The organism is Helicobacter suis, from assembly GCF_902196125.1.
GTDB lineage: Bacteria > Campylobacterota > Campylobacteria > Campylobacterales > Helicobacteraceae > Helicobacter > Helicobacter suis_B.
This window is the reverse complement of the sequence record NZ_CABIKG010000004.1, coordinates 36,253-56,766: the sequence shown is the minus strand read 5'-3', so window position 1 is coordinate 56,766 and position 20,514 is coordinate 36,253. Positions and strand designations below refer to the sequence as shown.

The 20,514-nt window shown below is 39.1% G+C and carries 11 protein-coding genes, 1 tRNA gene and 1 pseudogene; 5 read left to right on the top strand and 8 right to left on the bottom strand.

Going from position 1 to position 20,514, the window contains the following annotated elements; translation table 11 throughout:
• Nucleotides 1-303: 303 nt before the first annotated feature.
• The 6 genes and pseudogenes from G6Q00_RS02210 to flgB all read right to left on the bottom strand — a co-directional run bounded on the left by G6Q00_RS02210 (nucleotide 304) and on the right by flgB (nucleotide 6,688).
• Nucleotides 304-2,262: an FUSC family protein gene (locus G6Q00_RS02210; protein ID WP_240330933.1), complete on the bottom strand. Its 1,959-nt coding sequence runs from the start codon at nucleotides 2,260-2,262 to the stop codon at nucleotides 304-306.
• 13 nt (nucleotides 2,263-2,275) lie between these two features.
• Nucleotides 2,276-3,391 (bottom strand): annotated as a pseudogene (locus G6Q00_RS02205) (P-loop NTPase); the annotation flags it as partial.
• A 17-nt stretch (nucleotides 3,392-3,408) separates the two neighbouring features.
• Entirely contained in the window at nucleotides 3,409-5,325 is a 1,917-nt protein-coding gene (locus G6Q00_RS02200) for a peptidoglycan D,D-transpeptidase FtsI family protein (RefSeq protein ID WP_163531815.1), read from the bottom strand.
• A gap of 51 nt (nucleotides 5,326-5,376) precedes the next feature.
• A complete protein-coding gene (gene fliE, locus G6Q00_RS02195; protein ID WP_034376995.1) occupies nucleotides 5,377-5,679 on the bottom strand; it encodes a flagellar hook-basal body complex protein FliE in 303 nt (100 codons plus the stop codon).
• Nucleotides 5,680-5,764: 85 nt separating this feature from the next.
• Nucleotides 5,765-6,256 carry a flagellar basal body rod protein FlgC gene (gene flgC / locus G6Q00_RS02190; RefSeq protein ID WP_163498952.1) on the bottom strand — a complete coding sequence of 164 codons (492 nt, stop codon included), beginning with the start codon at nucleotides 6,254-6,256 and terminating at the stop codon, nucleotides 5,765-5,767.
• A gap of 9 nt (nucleotides 6,257-6,265) precedes the next feature.
• On the bottom strand, nucleotides 6,266-6,688 hold the full coding sequence (gene flgB / locus G6Q00_RS02185) for a flagellar basal body rod protein FlgB (RefSeq protein WP_163498951.1): 423 nt from the start codon (nucleotides 6,686-6,688) through the stop codon (nucleotides 6,266-6,268).
• A 121-nt stretch (nucleotides 6,689-6,809) separates the two neighbouring features.
• On the opposite strand from flgB, the gene G6Q00_RS02180 reads away from it, so the two are divergent.
• Entirely contained in the window at nucleotides 6,810-7,967 is a 1,158-nt protein-coding gene (locus G6Q00_RS02180) for an FtsW/RodA/SpoVE family cell cycle protein (RefSeq protein WP_163531814.1), read from the top strand.
• On the opposite strand, the gene folE is transcribed toward G6Q00_RS02180, so the two are convergent.
• A complete protein-coding gene (folE, locus tag G6Q00_RS02175) occupies nucleotides 7,951-8,499 on the bottom strand; it encodes a GTP cyclohydrolase I FolE (protein ID WP_205426461.1) in 549 nt (182 codons plus the stop codon). The genes G6Q00_RS02180 and folE overlap by 17 nt on opposite strands.
• 44 nt (nucleotides 8,500-8,543) lie before the next feature.
• The gene (gene truD, locus G6Q00_RS02170) at nucleotides 8,544-9,650 is read right to left on the bottom strand and encodes a tRNA pseudouridine(13) synthase TruD (protein ID WP_163531851.1); all 1,107 of its coding nucleotides are present in this window, start codon (nucleotides 9,648-9,650) and stop codon (nucleotides 8,544-8,546) included.
• Nucleotides 9,651-9,839: 189 nt separating this feature from the next.
• Between truD and G6Q00_RS02165 the strand changes: the two genes are divergently transcribed.
• From G6Q00_RS02165 to G6Q00_RS02150, 4 genes are all read left to right on the top strand, one after another.
• Nucleotides 9,840-10,301, top strand: a complete 462-nt coding sequence (locus G6Q00_RS02165) for a hypothetical protein (protein ID WP_163531812.1) — start codon at nucleotides 9,840-9,842, stop codon at nucleotides 10,299-10,301.
• A gap of 43 nt (nucleotides 10,302-10,344) precedes the next feature.
• Nucleotides 10,345-10,422: transfer RNA gene (locus G6Q00_RS02160), tRNA-Met, on the top strand.
• Between the two features lie 222 nt (nucleotides 10,423-10,644).
• Nucleotides 10,645-19,533: a vacuolating cytotoxin domain-containing protein gene (locus G6Q00_RS02155; RefSeq protein WP_163531811.1), complete on the top strand. Its 8,889-nt coding sequence runs from the start codon at nucleotides 10,645-10,647 to the stop codon at nucleotides 19,531-19,533.
• Between the two features lie 149 nt (nucleotides 19,534-19,682).
• Nucleotides 19,683-20,501: an NAD(+)/NADH kinase gene (locus G6Q00_RS02150; RefSeq protein ID WP_163498945.1), complete on the top strand. Its 819-nt coding sequence runs from the start codon at nucleotides 19,683-19,685 to the stop codon at nucleotides 20,499-20,501.
• Nucleotides 20,502-20,514: the final 13 nt, after the last annotated feature.

Below are 20,514 nucleotides of genomic sequence, written 5' to 3'. Positions count from 1 at the left end.
CAAGAAAATACATTAGAGTTCAAACTTTAGTAAAATCCCCACCTCAGCGTAAAACCAACTCTTCTTACAACCAACACCAGCTAAACAAGCCTAAAATCTTTAGCTACTTCAAACAAGCCTCAAGCGTTTTTATATCGCTACCTAAGCCCTTATAAGTTTAATGGTGCTACATTGCCTTACTGGGCTTTGTCAATTTAATTAGCCTAATAGCCTAAAAAGCTTACTAAGCTTACCTCTCAGAAAATTTTACACCCCCGCAAAATTTTATTCCAAGCCTACGCGGATAAACCTATTTCCATAACCTTAATATTTAAAGACATACATAATTTCTCTAAAAAGTTTATTTTGGGCAAGAAACATGGTTTTAAAAAGCGCGTCTAATTCGCTATCAATTTTAAGTAAGCGGTTACCCTCTTTAGCTTTGAAGTAGTGGGGCTTATTGTTAAGATAATTTAACATCTGTAAATAGCGTCCTAGTAGAATTTGGGCGTTGTTATCTAGTAAAAGTTGTTTGTCTTTGGAAAGCTTGATATTTAGACAATAATCATACAGGCGATAGCTACAGGTATCTAAAATATCCACAGCTTTTAATCCTCTAAAAAGAGATTTTAAAGTGTTGGGCTCAGAAGTTTCTGTACGGGCATTTTTCAAACAAAGCCTAAAGGCATCTAGCTGTCTTAAGAAAGTGTTTTGGAGATGTAAAACTTGTGTTGCATCGCTATATGCCTCTAAAAGGCAACGCAAAGTGGTTACTAAATGGCGTGTGTGTTGGATAAATTCATCTTTGTCGTATTTAGGCCATATAAATAAAAAAATCACATAAACAATTCCAATACCAATTAATAAATCCACAACACGAGAGATCACCATGCCCATAAAATCATGGGTTAAAAGTGAGAAGCAAAGAATGAAAGCAAACATTAAAGCTGCTGACCAAGTGGCATAAGAGTAGACTTTTAAATAAATGAATAAAAAGACACCTATAACTAAAAAGACATAAAAAATAACACTGCCATCAAATAATTCCACCACCAATAAGCCAAACACTAATCCAATACAAGAACCCATCACAAATTCTAATTGGGCTTCTCTAATGCTCCCTAAACTAGAGCGAGAAATCAATAAAGTTGCCATAGCAATCCACATGCCATGGTTAAACCCAAAATAGCGGGCAATGAAAACGGCAATACCCATAGCAAGGGCGTATTTAGAAGCGTATTGAAAAATGGCATTTTTAATATTAAAGGCTTTGAATACATTTTTAAAAGTGGATTTGTATTCAGGATTGATAGGGGCTACTTGTTCCTCTCCTCCTAGTAAAAAGATTTCCATTTTATTATAAATAATGGCAATGGAGTGGCGCACCACTTTATCTAATTGGGGGCTAAGGTTGTTAAGCGCTGTTTTTTGTATTTCTATGTGCTGTTTTGTAAAAATCCCGGATAAAGTTTGTAAATTTAAAATAATTTCTTGGCATACAGGTTCTAAAGTGCCTAAATAGCCACCAATAGAGTGGATAGAGTGATAAATTTCTTCTAAGGCGTGTAATTGGAAAAGGGCGCGTTGGAGATTTTGGATGGTGTGTGGGTTTTTAATGCGGCTTGAGCGCGAGGTTAAGATCACCTTTGTGTTATGGATTTGGCTTAATACTTGTGTTTTAATGTGGGTGTATTCTGTGGGGCTATTGATGTATTGGAGCATCAATTCCATACTAGAGAGTAGAGTAGAAAAACGCTTTTTGACAAAGTAGCCGTATTTGGTAACGATAAAGTGTTGTATTACAAGACTTAAACAACCTAATAGAGAAATCATAAGTAAGGTTTGTGTGAGATCAAGGGGGGCATTAGCATCTACATAAAGGCAAGTAACTAGACCATTAGAAAGGGCGGCATTGCATACTTTATATAAATCTAAGCTATAAGCCATAGCCATGCCCACTAAAAAGGTGGTGATTGAAATAGGCACACATAGCCATGCCCCAAAATGGGCTATAGGATAAAAGATCAAGGCATTAAAACAACTCACTCCAATAAAGACTAGTAGATAATAAACTTCATGCTCTTTATCGCTAATAAGTAGGCTTGAGAAATATAAAAAAACGGCCTGAAAACCCGCCCAAATTGTAATAGAATAGCCAAAGAAAAAAGCCCCTAAACCGGCGCATAAAAAGGTTGTTAGGGTGGTTCTAAGAGCATAGATTAAACTAAAATAGCCCGGATCATAAAGATGAACCGCGCGTTTGAGGCGGTTAAAAATTTCCATCGTTTTAGTTAATCTAATGTATGGTGGGTTGGATACTCTTATTATCCGCCAGATTCTCTACTTTGACTTTGTGGAGAAACTCTAAGAGCTTGCTTGCAGCCTGTGTGTAGGCTTGGCTAATAGTAGAATGAGGGGTAAGAATGCTAATAGGCGTACCCTTATCCCCTCCTTCTCTAACTTGTAACTCAATAGGGATTTGTGCTAACACTTGGGTTTTATACTGCTTGCATAGAGATTGTAAAGTATCCTTACCAAAAATATTACTCTCATGGGCACAGTGTGGGCAGATAAAACCACTCATGTTTTCTACAATACCGGCAATGGGGATATTTAAACGCATAAACATATCTAAACTCCGGCTTGCATCGTCTAAACTTACAGTTTGAGGCGTTGTTACAGTAATACCCGCACTAATGGGCACGGCTTGGGCTAGGGTAAGTTGTGCATCTCCTGTACCCGGTGGCATGTCTACAACCAAAACATCTAATTCGCCCCAGATAATATCTGTTAACATCTGCTCAATAGCACGCATAAGCATAGGACCGCGCCAAATCAAACTTTGCCCCTCTTCATATAAAAGCCCCATACTCATTACCCGTATGCCATAAGCCTCTAAGGGGATTAATTTTTTGCCACTTGGATCGGTGGTTGGGTTAGTTGTCATTAAGCCTAACATTCTGGGTACATTAGGGCCATAAACATCAGCATCTAATAAACCTACCTTTTTATCTTGCCCTGCAAGTGCGATGGCTAAATTAACACTTGTAGTACTCTTGCCAACCCCTCCCTTTCCTGAGCTAATCATCACAACATGTTTAATATTGGGGGCTAGATTTTTAGTTGTTTGTTCTTGTTGGCTTTGTCTTTCTCTTTTGGGAGGGGTTTTAATATCAATCTGACAAGTCAAGTCTAATTCTTGCATCTTTGCCATAATATCTGTTCTTAAAGCCTGCGCAACCTCTATAGAACTAGAGGGAATATCTAGCAAAAGGGCGACTTTTTTTTCATGGAGAGTGATGTTTTTTACAAACCCAAAGCTAACAATGTCTTTTTCAAAATTGGGGTAAATCACCGTCTTTAACACATTTAAAACCGTATCCTGCGTAACCATTTTTATCCTTAAAAAGATCTGCTCAAAGCTTATACCTAGTTTTTCTTAATATTCTTTAACATTGCGTGAGGTATGCGTTTTGTGTGGGCAGGGTTGGGAGTGTGTAGCTGTGGCATGTGGGGCGTGTTTAAAATCTTAGCAGGGTTTAGATACTGGTGGGCTACTAGCATCTGTACAATTTGTTTAAAAATAGGGGCTGCTGTTTGGCTGCTGTAATATTCCTCACTCCCTAATGATCCAAAAACCACCACCCCAATAACATAGGTATTTTCCTTATCTTTAGCAAATCCAAAAAAAGAACTGTTATAAGCCTCTGTATATTTACCCTTGCTAGCTGTTCTAGCTGTACCGGTTTTACCACCAATAATTAGCCCCTCAACTTGAGCGCTTTTACCCGTTCCTTCTCTGACAACTTTAATGAGTAATTTTTGCATTTTTAACGCACTCTCAGGGCTAATAACCTGCCGTTTAATAGGAGGGTTTGGGATATAAATATCTCCATTAATGGCGCGTACTTGTTTGATCAAATGCGGGGTGGTGATCACCCCTGCATTAGCAAAAACCCCGTATGCGCGGATTAATTGTAAAAATGTAGTGCGCAAACCATAACCATAAGAGGCGCTGCCTTTATAAACTTCGGTATTGAGGAGACGGATACTAGGAATAAGCCCTGTTTTTTCATAGGGCAAATCAATGCCTGTAGACTCTGAAAGGCCAAAACTCTTAAGACCTGCATGGAGTTCTTGACCACTAAGGCGCTTGGAAAGTTTGATCATGCCTACATTGCTTGAGCGAATCAAAACATCTTCAATCGTGGTGTGTTTAGGAGGGACAATATCATCTTTAACTGTATACTTACCTAGCTTATAAGACCCGTGGTTAAGATCAATTGGCTGGCTAGTATCAATGCGCTTTTTATCAATTAAAAGCGAGTAGACAATAGGCTTAATGGTACTGCCCGGCTCAAAGGATAATTCCACCGCATCTACATTTAAAAAGGGGTAATCATTTTTTTGGATATTGTTAGGGTTAAAACGATTTGTAGTGGCTAGGGTGAGTATCTCGCCATTTTGGGGGAGATAAATCCCGGCGATGATTTGGTGGGACTTATAACGCGCCTTAGCGGCATCTAAAATTTTTTCTAACTCTCTTTGGATTTTTAAAGGAATGCTTAAAATTAGATCCGATCCGTCCATGCGGGGTATACTTTTAAAAGTCTTATCTTCAATAAGATTAAACCCTAAATCGCGTTTACCCGTATCCTTGCCGTCATGTTTAGAGGCCAACACACCATTTTTAAACTTCTCAATCCCTTTTACCCCCTGTATAGAAGTGATGTTAGAAACATCAACCTTTTTAACATACCCCACTAAGGGTTCAAAGTTATCTTTGTAAAGATAATTGCGCGCAATCCCGCTTACCTCAATGCTAAGGCCAATTTTAGGCATGATTTTCCTATTTTGATCTTCATATTCTTGGAAAACATTATAAGTTAGAAATTTAGCATTTAGTTGTCTTAAACTAGCAGCGGTATTAGCACTGACATTATAAGAGAGAGTAACAAATCCATTTTGAGAAAACTTACCTGCAATGATGTTTCTAGGGATATTGGTATAGATTGATAATAAATCAATAAAGAAATCTTTTTTATTTGGATCAATAGAGAGGGTGTTAAAACTCACCTTGAAAAGTTTTTGGCTACTAGCTAGGCTAAAACCATCTTGGCTAAAAATCCGCCCTCTAGTGGCGATGTCTGTTTTGGTGATGATTAAAGCCGGCATTTTCCTAGGCAACAAGGCTTTAAACAACATCACCACTACAAAAAGAATAAAACACCCCCCCACAACTGCAAAAATCATGAGTAAACGCTCGGTGCGTCCGTGTTCTAAGTCGGATTTTAGGTGGGAGGGGTCTTTGTTTGAATCAAGAGATTTAGACGCAAACTCTTGCATAAACCTCCCCGCATAGAAACTTCCTACAAAAGGGAGGGTACACCAATAAACCTAAATTTGCGTTCTTAGTAATTCTTTATAAGCGCTGATAGCTTTATTGCGCACTTCTAGCATTAATTTCATGCTCGTCTCAGCCTTACCAATGGCAATGGCTGCTTGGTGCAAATCTTTAACTTGACCTGTTGCCATATCTGCTAGGGCTTTATCTGATTGCATCTGGGTATTGTTGAGTTCGTCAATAGACTGCTTGAGCATCTGAGAGAACTCTCCTCTCTCCACTAGATTCTCATGCACCTTTGAATCTAAAGGAGTACCTGCTTTATTTAACCCTATATCTGTGTATAAAGTCTTCATTTGAACTCCTTGCATCCTATATCACCTACATCGTCTCTTCTGGATAATATTCAAATACCCAAAAAATACCCCTTTCTTTTAGTTTTTACGCTTGTAGCATGCCAATAGCATTAGCCGCCATATTTTTTGTACTCTGGAAAGCCGCTACATTGGCTTGATAAGCGCGCGTGGCCTCAATGAGATCTGCCATTTCTACAACGGGATTAACATTAGGGTAGGAAACATACCCATTAGCATCAGCATCTGGATGGCTAGGATCGTATTTTAAAAGCGGCGCTCTATCATCGCGCACGATTTTCTCAATGTAAACACCCATAATAGGGGGATTTGGTTTTTCAATTTCATCGCTTTCATCAAGTGGATCTTCATATTCCATTAAATTATTATTTTCTGCCAATTTTTCATTCAAGACTTTATTAAAATCAAAAGATTTAAAAACAGCTTCCTGACGGCGATAAGGACCCCCTTCATCTGTGCGGGTTGTGTTAGCATTGGCAATATTAGAAGAGATTAGATTAGCACGCACCCTTTGGGCGGATAACCCATACCCGCTAATATCAAAACTAGATAAAAACATGCGCGCTCCTTAAATGTTTTTTGCCGAATCAATAGCGTAGTTAACAATCCCTCTATGTTTTTTAAGGGCTGTTGTTAGCGCTAAATACATGGTGCTATTTTTGCCCATTTCAGAGGTTTCAATATCTAAATCTACACTATTGCCATCATTTTTTGCCAAGTGCCCATCTCTAAAAAAAAGCGTGGCTTTTTGGCTTTCAGGTAATCCCGGACTTAAATGCCTTTTATTTGTTTTAGCTAACTCTAAAATCTGATCCTTCTTATGATCAAAAACCTCCGCTTTTTTGTGGGCTAACATAGTCTCAAAATCCACATCTCTAGGGCGATAAAAGGGAGTGTCCACATTGGCAATATTGCTTGCGATCAAATCTTGGCGCAAAGAGCGATAATCCATCGCCTCATAAACTAACGGATAAGCCTTTGACAAGTTCATACATAAACTCCTCTATCTAGTGTAAGCAAGGAGCATTCCACAGCAAGCCTTACAAACGAAAAACTAGGCAAACAAATTCTTGTATAATTATAACACATTTCAATCTTATTTGGTGGTTTTTATGGCATACCGGCATTTGTTTACCTGCGCTAGTATTTTAATGATTTTAAGCGTACTTTTGAGTTATTCGCTTTCAACTTATACAACTTTAATTTATCATTATCAAGAATTCCATTTCTTTCTACGCCAACTAGTTGCCACGATCATAGGCATTATTCTGATGTGGGGGATTTCATGGCTTGATCCAAATAAATGGTTTAGTAAATTAGGTTTTACTCTCTTTTTAGGGTCTTTTCTTTTGATGTTTATCATGAATTTCTTACCCGAGAGTTTATCTAGTAGCGCAGGGGGGGCTAAGCGCTGGATTCGCCTGCCTTTCTTTTCACTAGCCCCTACTGAGTTTTTCAAAGTGGGCTTTATCTTTTTTTTATCTTGGAGTCTTTCGCGTACCTTTTTTAACCAAAAAAAATCTAGTGTCAAAGAGGAAATGGCAATTTTGATCCCCTATCTTGTTTTATTTTTAGTGGCGGCTTTTCTCATTGGTGTTTTACAAAATGACTTAGGGCAGGTGATTTTATTAGCAATGGTATTAGGGTTTTTACTCATCTTTTCTGGCGGGAGTTTTAAACTCTTTAGAGTGTTTTTAAGCATTGCGGTTGTAATTGGAGTGATAGCCATTACAACTAGTGAGCATCGCATTTTGCGCATGAAATTATGGTGGTCTAATTTACAAAATTCCATTCTTTCCATTTTGCCCTCTAAAATTGCTAGCAGCCTAAAAATTGAACACCTACCCGAACCCTACCAGATTTATCACGCCAGCAATGCCATTAAACATGGCGCAATATTAGGGCAGGGGCTTGGAGAGGGGGTGATTAAACTGGGTTTTTTAAGCGAGGTACATACAGATATGGTTTTAGCAGGTATGGCAGAGGAATTAGGCTTTATCTCTATTTTGACATGTGTAGGGCTAACTTTAATTATTTTACATGCCATGTTTAAAATCACCAACCGCCTAGATAATCCCAAACACATGCTTTTTTGTCTAGGGGTGGCTTTACTCATTGGTTTTTCCTTTATTATTAATGCCTTTGGGGTGAGTGGGATTATCCCCATTAAAGGAATCGCCGTTCCCTTTTTAAGTTATGGGGGGAGTTCTTTACTGGCCAATTCTTTAGCCTTAGGACTTGTGCTTAGCCTTTCTAAACAAGCCCGCTAAGCATTTGCATAAACTCAGACCTTGTGCGCGCATTTTCCTTAAAAAGTCCCTCTAAAACGCTCGTTTTAACCACGCTATCTTGTTTTTGAATGCCTTGCATGGCCATGCATAGATGTTTAGCCGTGCAAATTACCCCCACTCCCTTAGGCTGCAACACGCGCTTAAGGGTTTGGGCAATCTGTGTGGTTAAGCGCTCTTGAATCTGAAGCCGTCTGCTAAAACTCTCTACAAATCTAGCTAAAGCGCTTAGCCCCACCACCTTATCATTAGGGATATACCCTATACTAATATGCCCAAAAAAGGGTAATAAATGGTGTTCACATAGACTATAAAATTCAATATTTTGGAGTAAAACAATCCCGTCGGTACTCCCAATTTCAAAAGCACTTTGTAAAATTTGCTCAGGGTTACTTTTATAACCAGAGGTTAAAAATTCCCATAAAAGTTTAACCCGCTGTGGGGTGTTTTTCAGCCCCTCTCTTTGGGGATCTTCGCCAATACGCGCGCATAATAAATTCCATAAATCTTGTATCAAATATTAAATTTCCCTCTTATTAAAATACCACACATGAACACTCAAGCCCCAAAAAGAGTTTGGCCGGCAATTTCTTCTAAAAAGATCGTAGCATACGCCCCCTTTGGTAAGAAAAAACAAAGCTGAGCTTGCGCCTCTTTAGGCAAATACACAAATTCCAGCGCGTCCGGAAAAACTAAGGCAAAACGGCGATCGCCCTTTGCTTTAAGCGTGTGGATATAGGGTTGTTCTAGGACATGGGCTAATTCTTGGGCATGGGGCACTTTTTGCCCTGTAAGTAAACCTGTAGGGACAACTTGCTTAGCAAGCAGGCGCTTAGAGTTAACTAGATCGTCATGTGTGAAATATTTGCCAAAAGGATAATGGCATAAAATATCACCCGGTAATAATTTAAAATAGTGCTCTTGATTAGCTAAACTCTTTAATTGCTCTAGGCTTAGAAAATCAAACTTAGCCTGTATTTCTTTGGGATCAAAGTAGCGCAAAAGGGTATTAAGATGCATGCGCGCGCTTAACCAATGGTTAAAAAGGTGGCTTTGATAGCTAGAGAGAAAAAAGGCTTGTAACTTTTTAGAACGCACGGCGTGGTTTTTGAAGTTATCCCCACTTTTGCCAAAACGCTGCGTACCAAAATAATTAGGGAAACCATAAGTTTTTAAAAAGGGGAGTACTTGCTCTATTTTTTTGGCATCTAGGGGACTGAGTTTTTTAAGGCGCATGGAAAAGAAATTACCCTTAAGATGGCCTAAACGGATTTTATGCTTATGGGCTGTGATGTCTAAAATTTTAACCCCTCGCTCTAGCAGGGTAGGGGCATGTTTTTCTAAAATACAGGCATAGCTTCTAGGTAAAGAAATATATTGTGTACTCATTGCCTGTTTATCTTTAAGTCCGGCATAGCCAAATTCTTTAATTTTAGCCCCACTCACCCCTGCAAGCAAAGAAAGCATTTCTAGGGTACTTAAATCTTTTTTGCGTACCTTAAGTATGGCGTGATCGCCCTGCCCGCTGAAAGGATAAAGCGGCTCTTCTTGCACACTAAAATCTTTAGAGCACTTTTTAAAGTAAAAAGAAATTGGGGCGTGGGTGGAGGCAAAAAAGCGAGGGGGAGGTTTGAGAGGAAAAAAAGGGGCTGTTAAATCTTGCATGTAAAAGATTATAGCACGAAAGGGCTTGACAACTTCTCGCGCTCTTAAGGATTGATATTGCAACACAAAACCTTTAACACGCGTTCTTTATTCTTATAGCTTAAGCTTGTACCCTTTATGGCGTAATTAGTTATTAAAGTGGACTGATTTTTGCTTTCTAAGAGGTATTCTTTATTTAGGATGGCTTTCATGGAAATTAAGGACACGCATAACCAACCTAACCTATATGCCTTGTTAAATGCCTCGCATTTAGAAAGAGGGCAAGCCCCAGCAACTGCTAAGGAAGAAAAACACCCGGAAGTAGCTGTTGAGGTTTCTAAAGTGGAGCGCGAACCAAATGGGCTTAAGCGCGAAACTTATGGATTTTTGGTTTTAGAATTGATGAGTGATAATGAGTATCAAGCCTTTTTACGCGCCACCGCTGGAATGAATGAAAATGAAAAACGCCTAGCGGCTCAGTCGCTTTATAGCCTGACAAGTTTTTATAGCGGCCAAATCCAGCAAGATAAACAAGTGGAGCAAAAGATAGATGGGTTAAAGGCTTTGCAAGAAACCCAACTTAAAAAAGCGCTAGGCTTGGATCAAAACTTTGTCAATCGTTACAAGAACGCCTACGATCAAGCCTACCAAGCTTTAGATGTGATGCTTTAATCAAGAAAATTTAAGCCAACTGCCCCTATAATGGGAGCTTTCTGTCAAGGTAGCTCAGCTGGTTTAGAGCGCTGGTCTCATAAGCCGGAGGTCGGGGGTTCAAGTCCCCCCTTTGACACCATCTTTTTATCCTACTTTTTTGTTTTCATCTTAAAGTTTTTATACAAACCACTAAAACCCTAGCGCTAAAAACCTATAAGTTTAGGCTAACTAGAGAGTTTAGCTAAAGTTTTAGGTGTTAGGCGTTTGTTAAACCATGCCTTAATTAAAACTAGTTGATTAGTTTCTTAATTACTGATTTTATGCTAGAGTTTTCTTTATGAAAAAGTTTAATTCTCTCACATTGAAATTTGGCCACGCTCTAGCACGGCGCATTAAAGCTAACCAAGCTAGGCGTGTAGGTACTTATGTCTTTAAAAAACAACTCCCCCAACCTAAGCGTTCTGAATTAAGCGCACCTAAATTGCTCACACAGGGGACTTTGATTCTAGGGGCTATGGCTAGCCCTGTGCTAGCTGGTCAGATGAATATGAACACCACTAATATTAATGATTATATTAAGGGAAATTTATACGATAAAAAAGAATGGAGTTGGAGCACATGGAGTTATAGCAATATTATTTATTCATGTACTAATTCCTCGTGTAATGGAAGCGATACTTTAGTAGGCTCGCAAACTTCTTATACCTTTGGTTATACCGGTAATAGTTTTTTTAACTTTGAGGGCGGTCAGCTTAATCTACAGATTAATGGTAATAACTCGCAGGGCACGCTTAATATTTATAATGTCAACATGGATAGCTATCAAGGCCATTCATTTACAGATACATGGAATGCCCAGAGTATAAACTTTAGCGGGGAATTAAGAGTAGGGCAAAATCATATTACCACACATGGCAATCATGGTACGACCGCTAATAACGCCACTTTTAACACCGATCAAAGTAACGGGGTTTTAACAATCAGCGATGATTCTCATGAGAGCTTTACAAACTCCACCTTTGAAGGTCAAGGGCAGATCAATTTAAATAGTAAAAATATCACCTTTAACAATGTTACTTTTAATGATAGCAACACTAGCGGGACTATCACAGGTGCGCTTACTTTGGCTGGCACTGAGACTTTTAAACAAGGTTCGCTTTTAGATCATGTTAATGGCAATGTTAATATCAGCAGTGGCACAATTTTAAATATCACCCAAGATCTTAGCCAACAAGTTAACGGGCAATACACCAAAGATACCCTTATTAACACTAGCGGAACTATTAATTATGATAGCTATACCAATAAGTTATGGCAACTCATTCACTATCAAGGTCAAAGTGGGAATTTATATACAGGCAATGGGACTAATCCAACTTCGGGTAATGGTACTTACTATGTGGATTATATGATCAATGGCACGGAATATATTTTTGGGGAAACCTTTAATAATAACTCTATTTCCATGCAATTATTTTCTTTTATTGCCCCGCCTCAAAATATCTGGAATGGGGTTTATAACCTCCAGAATAAAAGCTACAATGTGGGTAGCGGGGTGGGTTATATTGATCCTAATAGTGGTACGCTTAATACTTGGAGTGGTTATGATAGGAGTTTTAGCGCCTCTTTAAATAATCAAGGAACTTTAATTTTAGGCAATAATACAGAGAGTGTTAATACAAGTGGTACGATTCGTTTTGGGGGCACTGGGTGGAATAGTGGGCTTGTAGGTTATATCACTGGCTCTTTTAGTGCGGGCAAGATTTATATGACTGGCAATATCCAAACGGGCAATGCTTGGGCAACAGGTGGGGGCGCTACTCTTAATTACACCGCTACTACTGGTGGTATCACAATAAATAGCCTCAATTACCAAAATCTCAAGGCCGGTACGCAAAATTCGCATGCAACTTTTAGCGCAAATAGTGGAGATATTAGCGTTAGCAATTCTAGCTTTAGCGATGCCTCTGGGGGTAGCTTTGAGTTTAATGCCCAAAATGAAAACTTTAATAGCACTACTATTAGTGGTAATAGCGGAAAAATTAACCTTACAAGTACCCAAAACCTAACCCTTACCAATACAAGTTTTAATACCCCAAATGCTACTTTGACATTGGGAGCAAATAAGGGTATTTTACAAGATAGCGATAATCAAGGTAATAGCCAAATCACAGCTAAACAGCTTAATGTAATCGCTAATCAAGCTAGTTTTAGTAACACAATTTTTAATGCTAATAACAGCTCTTTTCAAACTAACCAATTAACTCTGACAAATGATACATTTAATAATGGCAGCTACAGCTTTGCACCTGAAAATAACGGCGGCAACCACACAACTATATTTGGCGGTACCACCACAATTAATACCAGCAGTAGCCCCTTTGCTAATTTAGGCGGGACAATTAATTTTAATAGTGGCGCCACTTTTAATCTTAATAATATTTTAAGTTCTTTACAAATTGGTACAACTTATAACATCTTAGGCGGAAGTGGGGCTAATATTAATTACAGTAGCGATACACAATACGCCTCAGCACTTTGGCAACTTATTAAAATCAGCGGGACTACTATTAACTCAGAAACAGAAATGAGTGATAGCAACGGTACGCAGGTTTGGGATGTGGTCTTTGGTATAAATGGCATGCCCATTAAGATACAAGAAACCTTTGCCAACAATGAGCTTAGTTTTAAAGTTATTAGCCAAGCTAAAGATATTTGGTCAGATGTATATACCATGACTCCCGGTTGTGCGTATAATGTTTTTGCGCATAATTGTACTTATGGGCTTTTCCATACAGGTTTTAAAACTTATAATGAAAGCGTGGGTGCAGACGGGATTGCCTATATCAACCCTTTAAACCCACAAAGCCACGATGGCTATAACGCTTCCACCCATACACTCCAAACTTATACAAAATTTGGCAATGGCGGTATTTATAATGTTGGGGAGATGCAAAATGGCCAATGGGTTAATGATGGTACTTTAGTTTTGGGTAATAACACCTTACAAGCCGCTAGCGGGGGTAAAATAGAATTTGGCGCAGTGGGCTCAGTAGGTTATATCACCGATGTTTTTAACGCCGGAAATATTTTTCTAACTAACACCATAGAAGTTGGGGACAGTTCATTAAGTGGGGCGGGTGCAACTCTAACTTTTAATGCTAATAATAATATTACCGCTGATGGCCTCACCTACCACCAAGATGCTACCGCTATCCCTCCCTTTGGCTCTGCTATTAGCCAGCATAGCCACGGTAGCTTTATTGCACAAAATAGTTTTAGCGCGCTTAATTCCTCTTTTGAAGATGATACTAGTGGGTCTTTAGACTTTACCGGTAAAAACAGCATTAATTTTACAAATAGCACCGTGATAGGTAGTGCAAGTAGTATTACCCTTAACTCCGCAAATACCACCCTAAATAATTCCGCCTTTTTTGTGGGCAACAATACAACGCTTACTTTTGGTAATGTAATTACAGCTAATGGTAATAGTGGCTATTCATCTAGCACAAACACTATTAACAACTCTACAATCAACCTCAACCAAAACTCTAACTTGTATTTGCATGGCAACACCACCCTAGATAACACCACTTCCTTTTTAAACTTAGGCAGTCAAGCAACTTTTTATGGTTCAGCTAGCCTAAGTGGTAGCACTACAATTAATCTTGATCACAATAGCAAGATTACAATGAATAGCACCACGACGCTAAATGATAACGCTAATTTTAATTTAATCAACTCCGCTCAAGCTAACTTTCAAGGCAATAGTACTTTTAATAATAGCTCTGGAATCACTCTTAACAGTGGTGCTAAGGCTACATTTATGCCCACTACAACAAGTACCCAAGATATTACAACTTTTAATGATAACTCGTTTTTAAATATCAATGGGAGTTTTACAGATTTTATCCCCAGCACAAACAGTAACGGCACAATTAGCGGGGGGGGATCAAGTAGTAACCAAAACTATAGCGCGCAGTTTAATAACCTCGTGTTTAATAACTATGCCTCCATGCTTTTAAATAACGCAGATATTCAAAGTAGCCAAACCACCTTTGCTAATTCTGTTAATATCAATATGCAAAATAGCCTCTTTAATGCAGGTACGCTTAATTTAAATGGCGGTAATTTTTACATGCAAAATAGCCAGATTAAAGCAGGGGCGGTGAGTGTGGGGACTGGTGATTCTATTAATATTAATTCTGGGGTCAATTCATTAAATCGTTCACTCATCACTAGCTCAAGCTTTAATTTAAACGGTACTTTAAACTTAGATGGCCTTTTACTTGGGCCTACAACTACAGGTACAACCCAAAGCGCAGCTAACGCCCAGCCTCTTATTTCTGTTTCTAATAATGGTTCTAGTAGCACGGGAGGGGGGACATTTGATTTAAATGGTATTCTTAATATCTCTAATATTGATCTCTCTGCGCCTCTCTCTAGCCAAACTAATAACGCTACCTCTGCCACCTATAATATTGTAAATGCTAGTAACATTACAGGCATGAGTGGGGCTAATGGTTATCAAAAAATTGAGTACTACGGCATTAAAATTAATGACGCTACCTATTCTGATACTAATAATACCCAAAGCTGGAGTTTTACAAACCCTTTAGATGGCGCACAAACCATTACTGAAAAAATACAAAATGGTAAACTCACTATCACCATTAGCAATAGCGATCACTTTGTAGCTACAGATTATCACAACATCGCCCCCGAACTCTTTTTTTACAAACAATCCGCACAAAATCTACCTAGCACAGACTCAGCAAGTGCAGATATTAGCAGTTATGATTATTCTAGCAATGAAAGCGGGACTTTCTTTTTAGACGGTAATTTAAAAGGGGTGTATTATCCAAAGGCTAATACTTCAGGTAGTACAACTTCCTCAACACCGGTTATTCCGGGTACTTATAACGCTCAAGGCCAACCCTTACAAGGTCTTTACATTTCTAATAATGGTTTGTTTAATGCAACCACCCTTGATAATTTAGTAGGCATTGTACAAAGTATTTGGCCTCATTTAAAAACACTTTTACCCCAAATTCTACAAGATTTAAGCGATCCAAGTAATATTATCCAAGACCTAGAAAACTCAGGGATTAAATTAACTAGCCAGCAAAGCAAAGAACTTTTAAGTTTTATAGACGGGTTATCAAGCAATATCAACCAAACTTTTAATAATGGTACGCTTGTAGTGGGTTCGCCTCAGGCAGGACAAACCGGAAGTAGTAGCGTGGTGTGGTTTGGGGGTAATGGTTATACTACGGCTTGTACGGCTGCACAAACTGAAAAAGGGTGTCAGGATTTAAGAGGCACTTATTTAGGTCAGCTTTTAGGATCAACTTCTGCTGCACTAGGCTATATTGAGGCTAATTTTAAAGCTAAAGATATTTATATCACCGGCACTGTAGGCAGTGGGAATGCTTGGGGAATAGGTGGGAGTGCTGATGTAACCTTTAATAGCGCGACTAATTTAACCCTCAATCAAGCCACCATTGATGCAGAAGGTACAGATCAAATTTTTAATATGCTTGGAGAGGGCGGAATAGAAAAAATCTTAGGCCAAAAAGGGTTAGCCCAAATGCTAGGCAATTACATTTACGATCTAGCCAACGGCTCTAGTATTAATCTTGATCCAACTAGTAGCATTCCGAGTTCTATCCAGCCTCTAGCTAAAGATTTAGGCGGACAGATTAGTAAAATTAAACTTAGCGAGGTACTAAACGCCTCAGATGTGAGTGCGCTTTTAAATATGCCCGGTATGGATAATGTGATCAAAAATATTTTAAGTACTAAGACTGTGAGTTCTGTATTAGGAAGTAATGGGCTTATTTCTAGTCTTAGCCCATCTGAGCAAGATAAAATCTATGGCGCTATTGATAAAGAGTTACATTTTTCTGGGGGAAAGGCCATTGCTTCTATTGCCAACGGGGTTTATGGTAACCACACCCTTTTAAGCCTCATTAACTCCCTCTCTCCTATGACGGGTAAAGATGTGGACAATATTTTAAACATGCCAAATACTAGCAGTGGGCAAAGTCAGGTACAAAATTTTTTAAATAACACCACCTTTGGGCAAGTTTTAGAAGAACTGCTTTCTAATCAAAACCTACTTAATAAAACCATTGCTTGGTTAGGCCCACAAATTTTAGATGAAATGCTTAAAACCGCCATTGATGATCTACTCAACCCTACAAGCCAGCTTACCGCTGCTGAAAAAAATATCCTTGATAATATTCTTAATAATGTCTTTGGCTCAGAAAAAAAGGCAGTAGAACAAATGGAAAATTCTAACCCTGATGTCAAACAAGTTATTGATGGCTTAATGCAGGCTAAAGGTCTAGGAGAGGTTTATAGCAAGGGGCTTCAAAGTATTTTATCTAATAAACTGCAAGATCAATTAAAAAGTATGGGCTTGGGTTCTTTGCTCGCGCCTAAGGCTTTAGGCAATTTCTGGCAAAAAGGTTATTTTAACTTCCTAGCTAATGATGATATTTTAGTGAGCAATAGCACCTTTAGTAATGCCTCCGGCGGGACTTTAAGTTTTATAGCCGGTAAGTCTATTATTTTTGCAGGGCAAAACACCATTAATTTTAGCAACAATCAAGGTACACTAGAGTTTTTAAGTAATGATGTGTCTAATATTGATCTAACTACTCTTAATGCCACTGACGGTTTAACCATTGATGCCCCCTTTAATAATCTTTATGTCCAAAAAGGCAATATCACCCTTAATCAATACGAGAGTTTTAGCGTGCAAGCAGGCAACTTTGACTTTTTAGGCACGGTGCAAGCAGATGGAGCTGTGGATTTATCCGGTGTAACGGGTTTAGCCGTCTTAGGCACGCTTAATCTCACTGAGGATAGCACCCTTAAGGCTAATAATTTAACCACAATAAGCGCCTTTAATAACCAATCACAAAACCTACTTAATATTAGCGGGAATTTTAACTCCTATGGTACTTTTAGTACGCAAGGGGCTGGGGTCAATATCGGGGGCGCTTTTAACAGTACAGGGGCTTTAACTTTTAATGTAGCGGGCGCAACGATTAAAACTACAGGCCCTAGCTCGGATAGTTCAAGTTCTAGTAACACAGATTCTAGCTCCTCTACAAGTTCTAGTAATTCTAATAGCTCTAGCTCCTCTCCTAGTACTTCAGACTCTACTAGTTCTAGCGCTTCTACAAGTTCTACAACAACCACAGCTTTAACTCTAGCTAGCACCACTACGCCTACAAGTTCTACCACTTCCACCAGCACCGCTAATACTAGCACTTCTACAAATTCATCTAGCGCTCCCTCTAGCGGTGATGTAAGTAGTAGCCCAAGTAATAGCCCAAGCTCTAATAGCCCCTCCTCTAATAGTGGGTCTAATGCTAATCCGGTTAACCCCACCCCTAGTACACAAATTCCGCTTATCCAAGTAGGCGGGCTTGTGAATTTAAATTTAGGCGGGAGTGCGATCATTAGTTTTAACACAGAGGCAAGTAATACGGGAAGTACAAATACAGGATCAAGTACAAGTTCTAGTTCACCCCAAACAACAACTAGTAGCGCTACTAGTTCTACCCCAACAACCTCTACAACTGCATTAAGCCTAAGCCCTAATACCCCCCTAGCCTCTAGCCAAACGCCTACAGCTAGTGGGGCTTCTCCGGATAGTACAAACCCTGCAGCCTCTCCTATCACTTCTCCAAATGGCGCTTATACGCTCATTCAAACTAATAGCTGGATTCATTACAACCCCACCTCTTTTAATCCGAATAACTGGAGACAATATTTAGAACTCTACACTAGCCTTAAAATCAACGGGACAGCTTTCCAGCTTAACGCTCAAGGTACAGGTCTTACTTATAATGGTCAAGCGGTCAATATCTCACAACGAGGCTTGCTTGTTAATTATCAAGGTACAAATGGTCAGGAAGTGAGCGCCTCTATTGATTATAACAAGATACAAATAGGCATAGGCCAAAGCTTGCATGTTATCGCGCCCACTATTACGCAGTATATCACCCAAATACAAGGGCAATCTGTAGTCAATGCGCTAGAAAATGCAGGTGGGTCGGGGGTGATGAATTGGTTTGGCAAACTTTTAATTGAGACAAAAAACACCCCGCTTTTTGCGCCCTACTACCTTGAACAACACTCCTTAAGCGATCTACTTAAAATTGTGAAAGATATTCAAAATGCAACTGATTGGATGGGCGCTTCTGGTTTAAAAGCCACTAGTTCTAAATTATTACAAATTAGTGTACACACCAAACAGATGAGCCGTTTGGCTAAACTTTCAAACTTTGCTTCTAACGATGCATTACCAGATTTTCATGACTTTTTAGTCAGTCTTAAGGGTAAAAAATTTGCTAGCGCGGTGCCTAATGCTATGGATATTATCACCGCCTACTCCCAAAGAGATAAATTAAAAAATAACCTATGGATAACCGGTGTAGGGGGGGCGAGTTTTGTAGCAGGGGGTACAGGTACGCTTTATGGGCTAAATGTAGGGTATGATCGCTTTATTAAGGGCGTGATTGTGGGGGGGTATATGGCTTATGGTTATAGCGGTTTTTATGGCAATATCAATAGCGCTAATTCTAATAATGTCAATGTGGGGTTTTATAGCCGCGCCTTTATCAAGGGTAGAAATGAGATTACAGGAAGTGTTAATGAAACCTATGGCTATAACAAAACCTACATTGATGCAACTGATCCTATTCTCACCCCTCTTAACCAGCAGTATCACTATAGCACTTGGACGACTAATATTGGCGCTAACTATGGCTATGATTTCTTTTTTAAAAATAAGCATGTTATTCTCAAACCCCAAATTGGCCTCACTTATTATTATATTGGCCTCTCAGGTTTGCAAGGCACGATGAATGATCCAATTTATAACGAGTTTAGAGCTAATGCCGATCCGGCGCATAAATCTGTTTTGACGATCAATTTAGCCCTAGAGAGCCGCCACTATTTTAGGAAAAACTCCTATTATTATGTGATTGCCGGCTTGGGGCGGGATTTATTTGTCCATTCTATGGGCGATAAAATGGTACGCTTTATTGGTAATGACATGTTAAGTTACCGTTATGCAGGCTTGTATAACACCTTTGCTAGTCTCACCACAGGGGGCGAGGTTCGTCTGTTTCGTTCCTTTTATATCAATGCTGGTATTGGAGCACGCTTTGGTTTGGATTATCAAGATATTAATATTACAGGCAATGTCGGGATGCGCTATGCTTTTTAAACAGATTTTTACCATATTAGAGAAATTTAGCTTTTTGCTACCTCACCTTATTTTACAATTCTTTTTAATCTCTGTTTAAGTTTTTGCGTGCTAACATTCAAATCCCCCTCCTTTTTAGTCTCTGGAGTTTTTCCAGAGACTTTCCTTAGATGATGTTAAGAATTTCTTTAAAACGCCAAGAACCCATTTTACGCGTACACATTTTACACAAGCCAGCCCTATCCTCTGATCTCTTGCTTGCTTTAGAGCACTTATTACAAAAGGCTAAAATTGCTTATGATTTTAAATCCCCTGAAATCTCTTTGCCCCAAGAAGTTTTATTGTGTTTTGGAGGAGATGGCACGCTTTTAGCGGCTCTGCGCCACCCTTCTAATAGCCCATGTTTTGGAATCCATGTCGGGCATTTGGGGTTTTTAACGGCCACTAATTTAGAAGGTGCTTCCCACTTTTTAGAAGCACTCACACGGGGGCATTATCAAATCCAAGAACACTTAATGCTAGAGGGGCATATTGCCAAGCAACACTTTTTATGCGCTAATGATATTGTGGTGAGTAAAAAAGAGTATTCTGGCATGCTAGGCTTACAACTTTTCATTGATGGGGTTTTAGCCAACACCTACCAAGTAGATGGCCTGATTTTTGCTACTCCGCTAGGTTCTACGGCTTATAATATTAGTGTAGGTGGGAGTGTTGTCCACCCCTTATGCCAAAATATCCTCATCACGCCCATTGCCCCCCACTCTCTTTACCAAAGGCCTATCATCTTAAACGATCAAGCCTACTTAGAGATAGTGCCTAAACAATCCTGTTCTGTAGTCATAGATGGACAAGTACGCTACACCCTTAAATCTAAGCAAAGATTGCAAATCCATAAATCTATCCGGCAAGCTAAATTAATCCAGCCCCTAGAGTATAATTATTTCAAAGTCTTAAAAGAGAAGTTTTCATGGGGGACATCACATCCCTAATTTGCCTTTAAAG

Bases quoted from the DNA above. Each gene is read 5' to 3' on its own strand.
- flgC (WP_163498952.1), bottom strand. From the start codon at position 6,256: ATGTTTTTATCTAGTTTTGATATTAGCGGGTATGGGTTATCCGCCCAA.
- G6Q00_RS02150 (WP_163498945.1), top strand. From the start codon at position 19,683: ATGATGTTAAGAATTTCTTTAAAACGCCAAGAACCCATTTTACGCGTA.
- G6Q00_RS02210 (WP_240330933.1), bottom strand. From the start codon at position 2,262: ATGGAAATTTTTAACCGCCTCAAACGCGCGGTTCATCTTTATGATCCG.
- G6Q00_RS02200 (WP_163531815.1), bottom strand. From the start codon at position 5,325: ATGCAAGAGTTTGCGTCTAAATCTCTTGATTCAAACAAAGACCCCTCC.
- truD (WP_163531851.1), bottom strand. From the start codon at position 9,650: ATGCAAGATTTAACAGCCCCTTTTTTTCCTCTCAAACCTCCCCCTCGC.
- G6Q00_RS02180 (WP_163531814.1), top strand. From the start codon at position 6,810: ATGGCATACCGGCATTTGTTTACCTGCGCTAGTATTTTAATGATTTTA.
- fliE (WP_034376995.1), bottom strand. From the start codon at position 5,679: ATGAAGACTTTATACACAGATATAGGGTTAAATAAAGCAGGTACTCCT.
- G6Q00_RS02165 (WP_163531812.1), top strand. From the start codon at position 9,840: ATGGAAATTAAGGACACGCATAACCAACCTAACCTATATGCCTTGTTA.
- flgB (WP_163498951.1), bottom strand. From the start codon at position 6,688: ATGAACTTGTCAAAGGCTTATCCGTTAGTTTATGAGGCGATGGATTAT.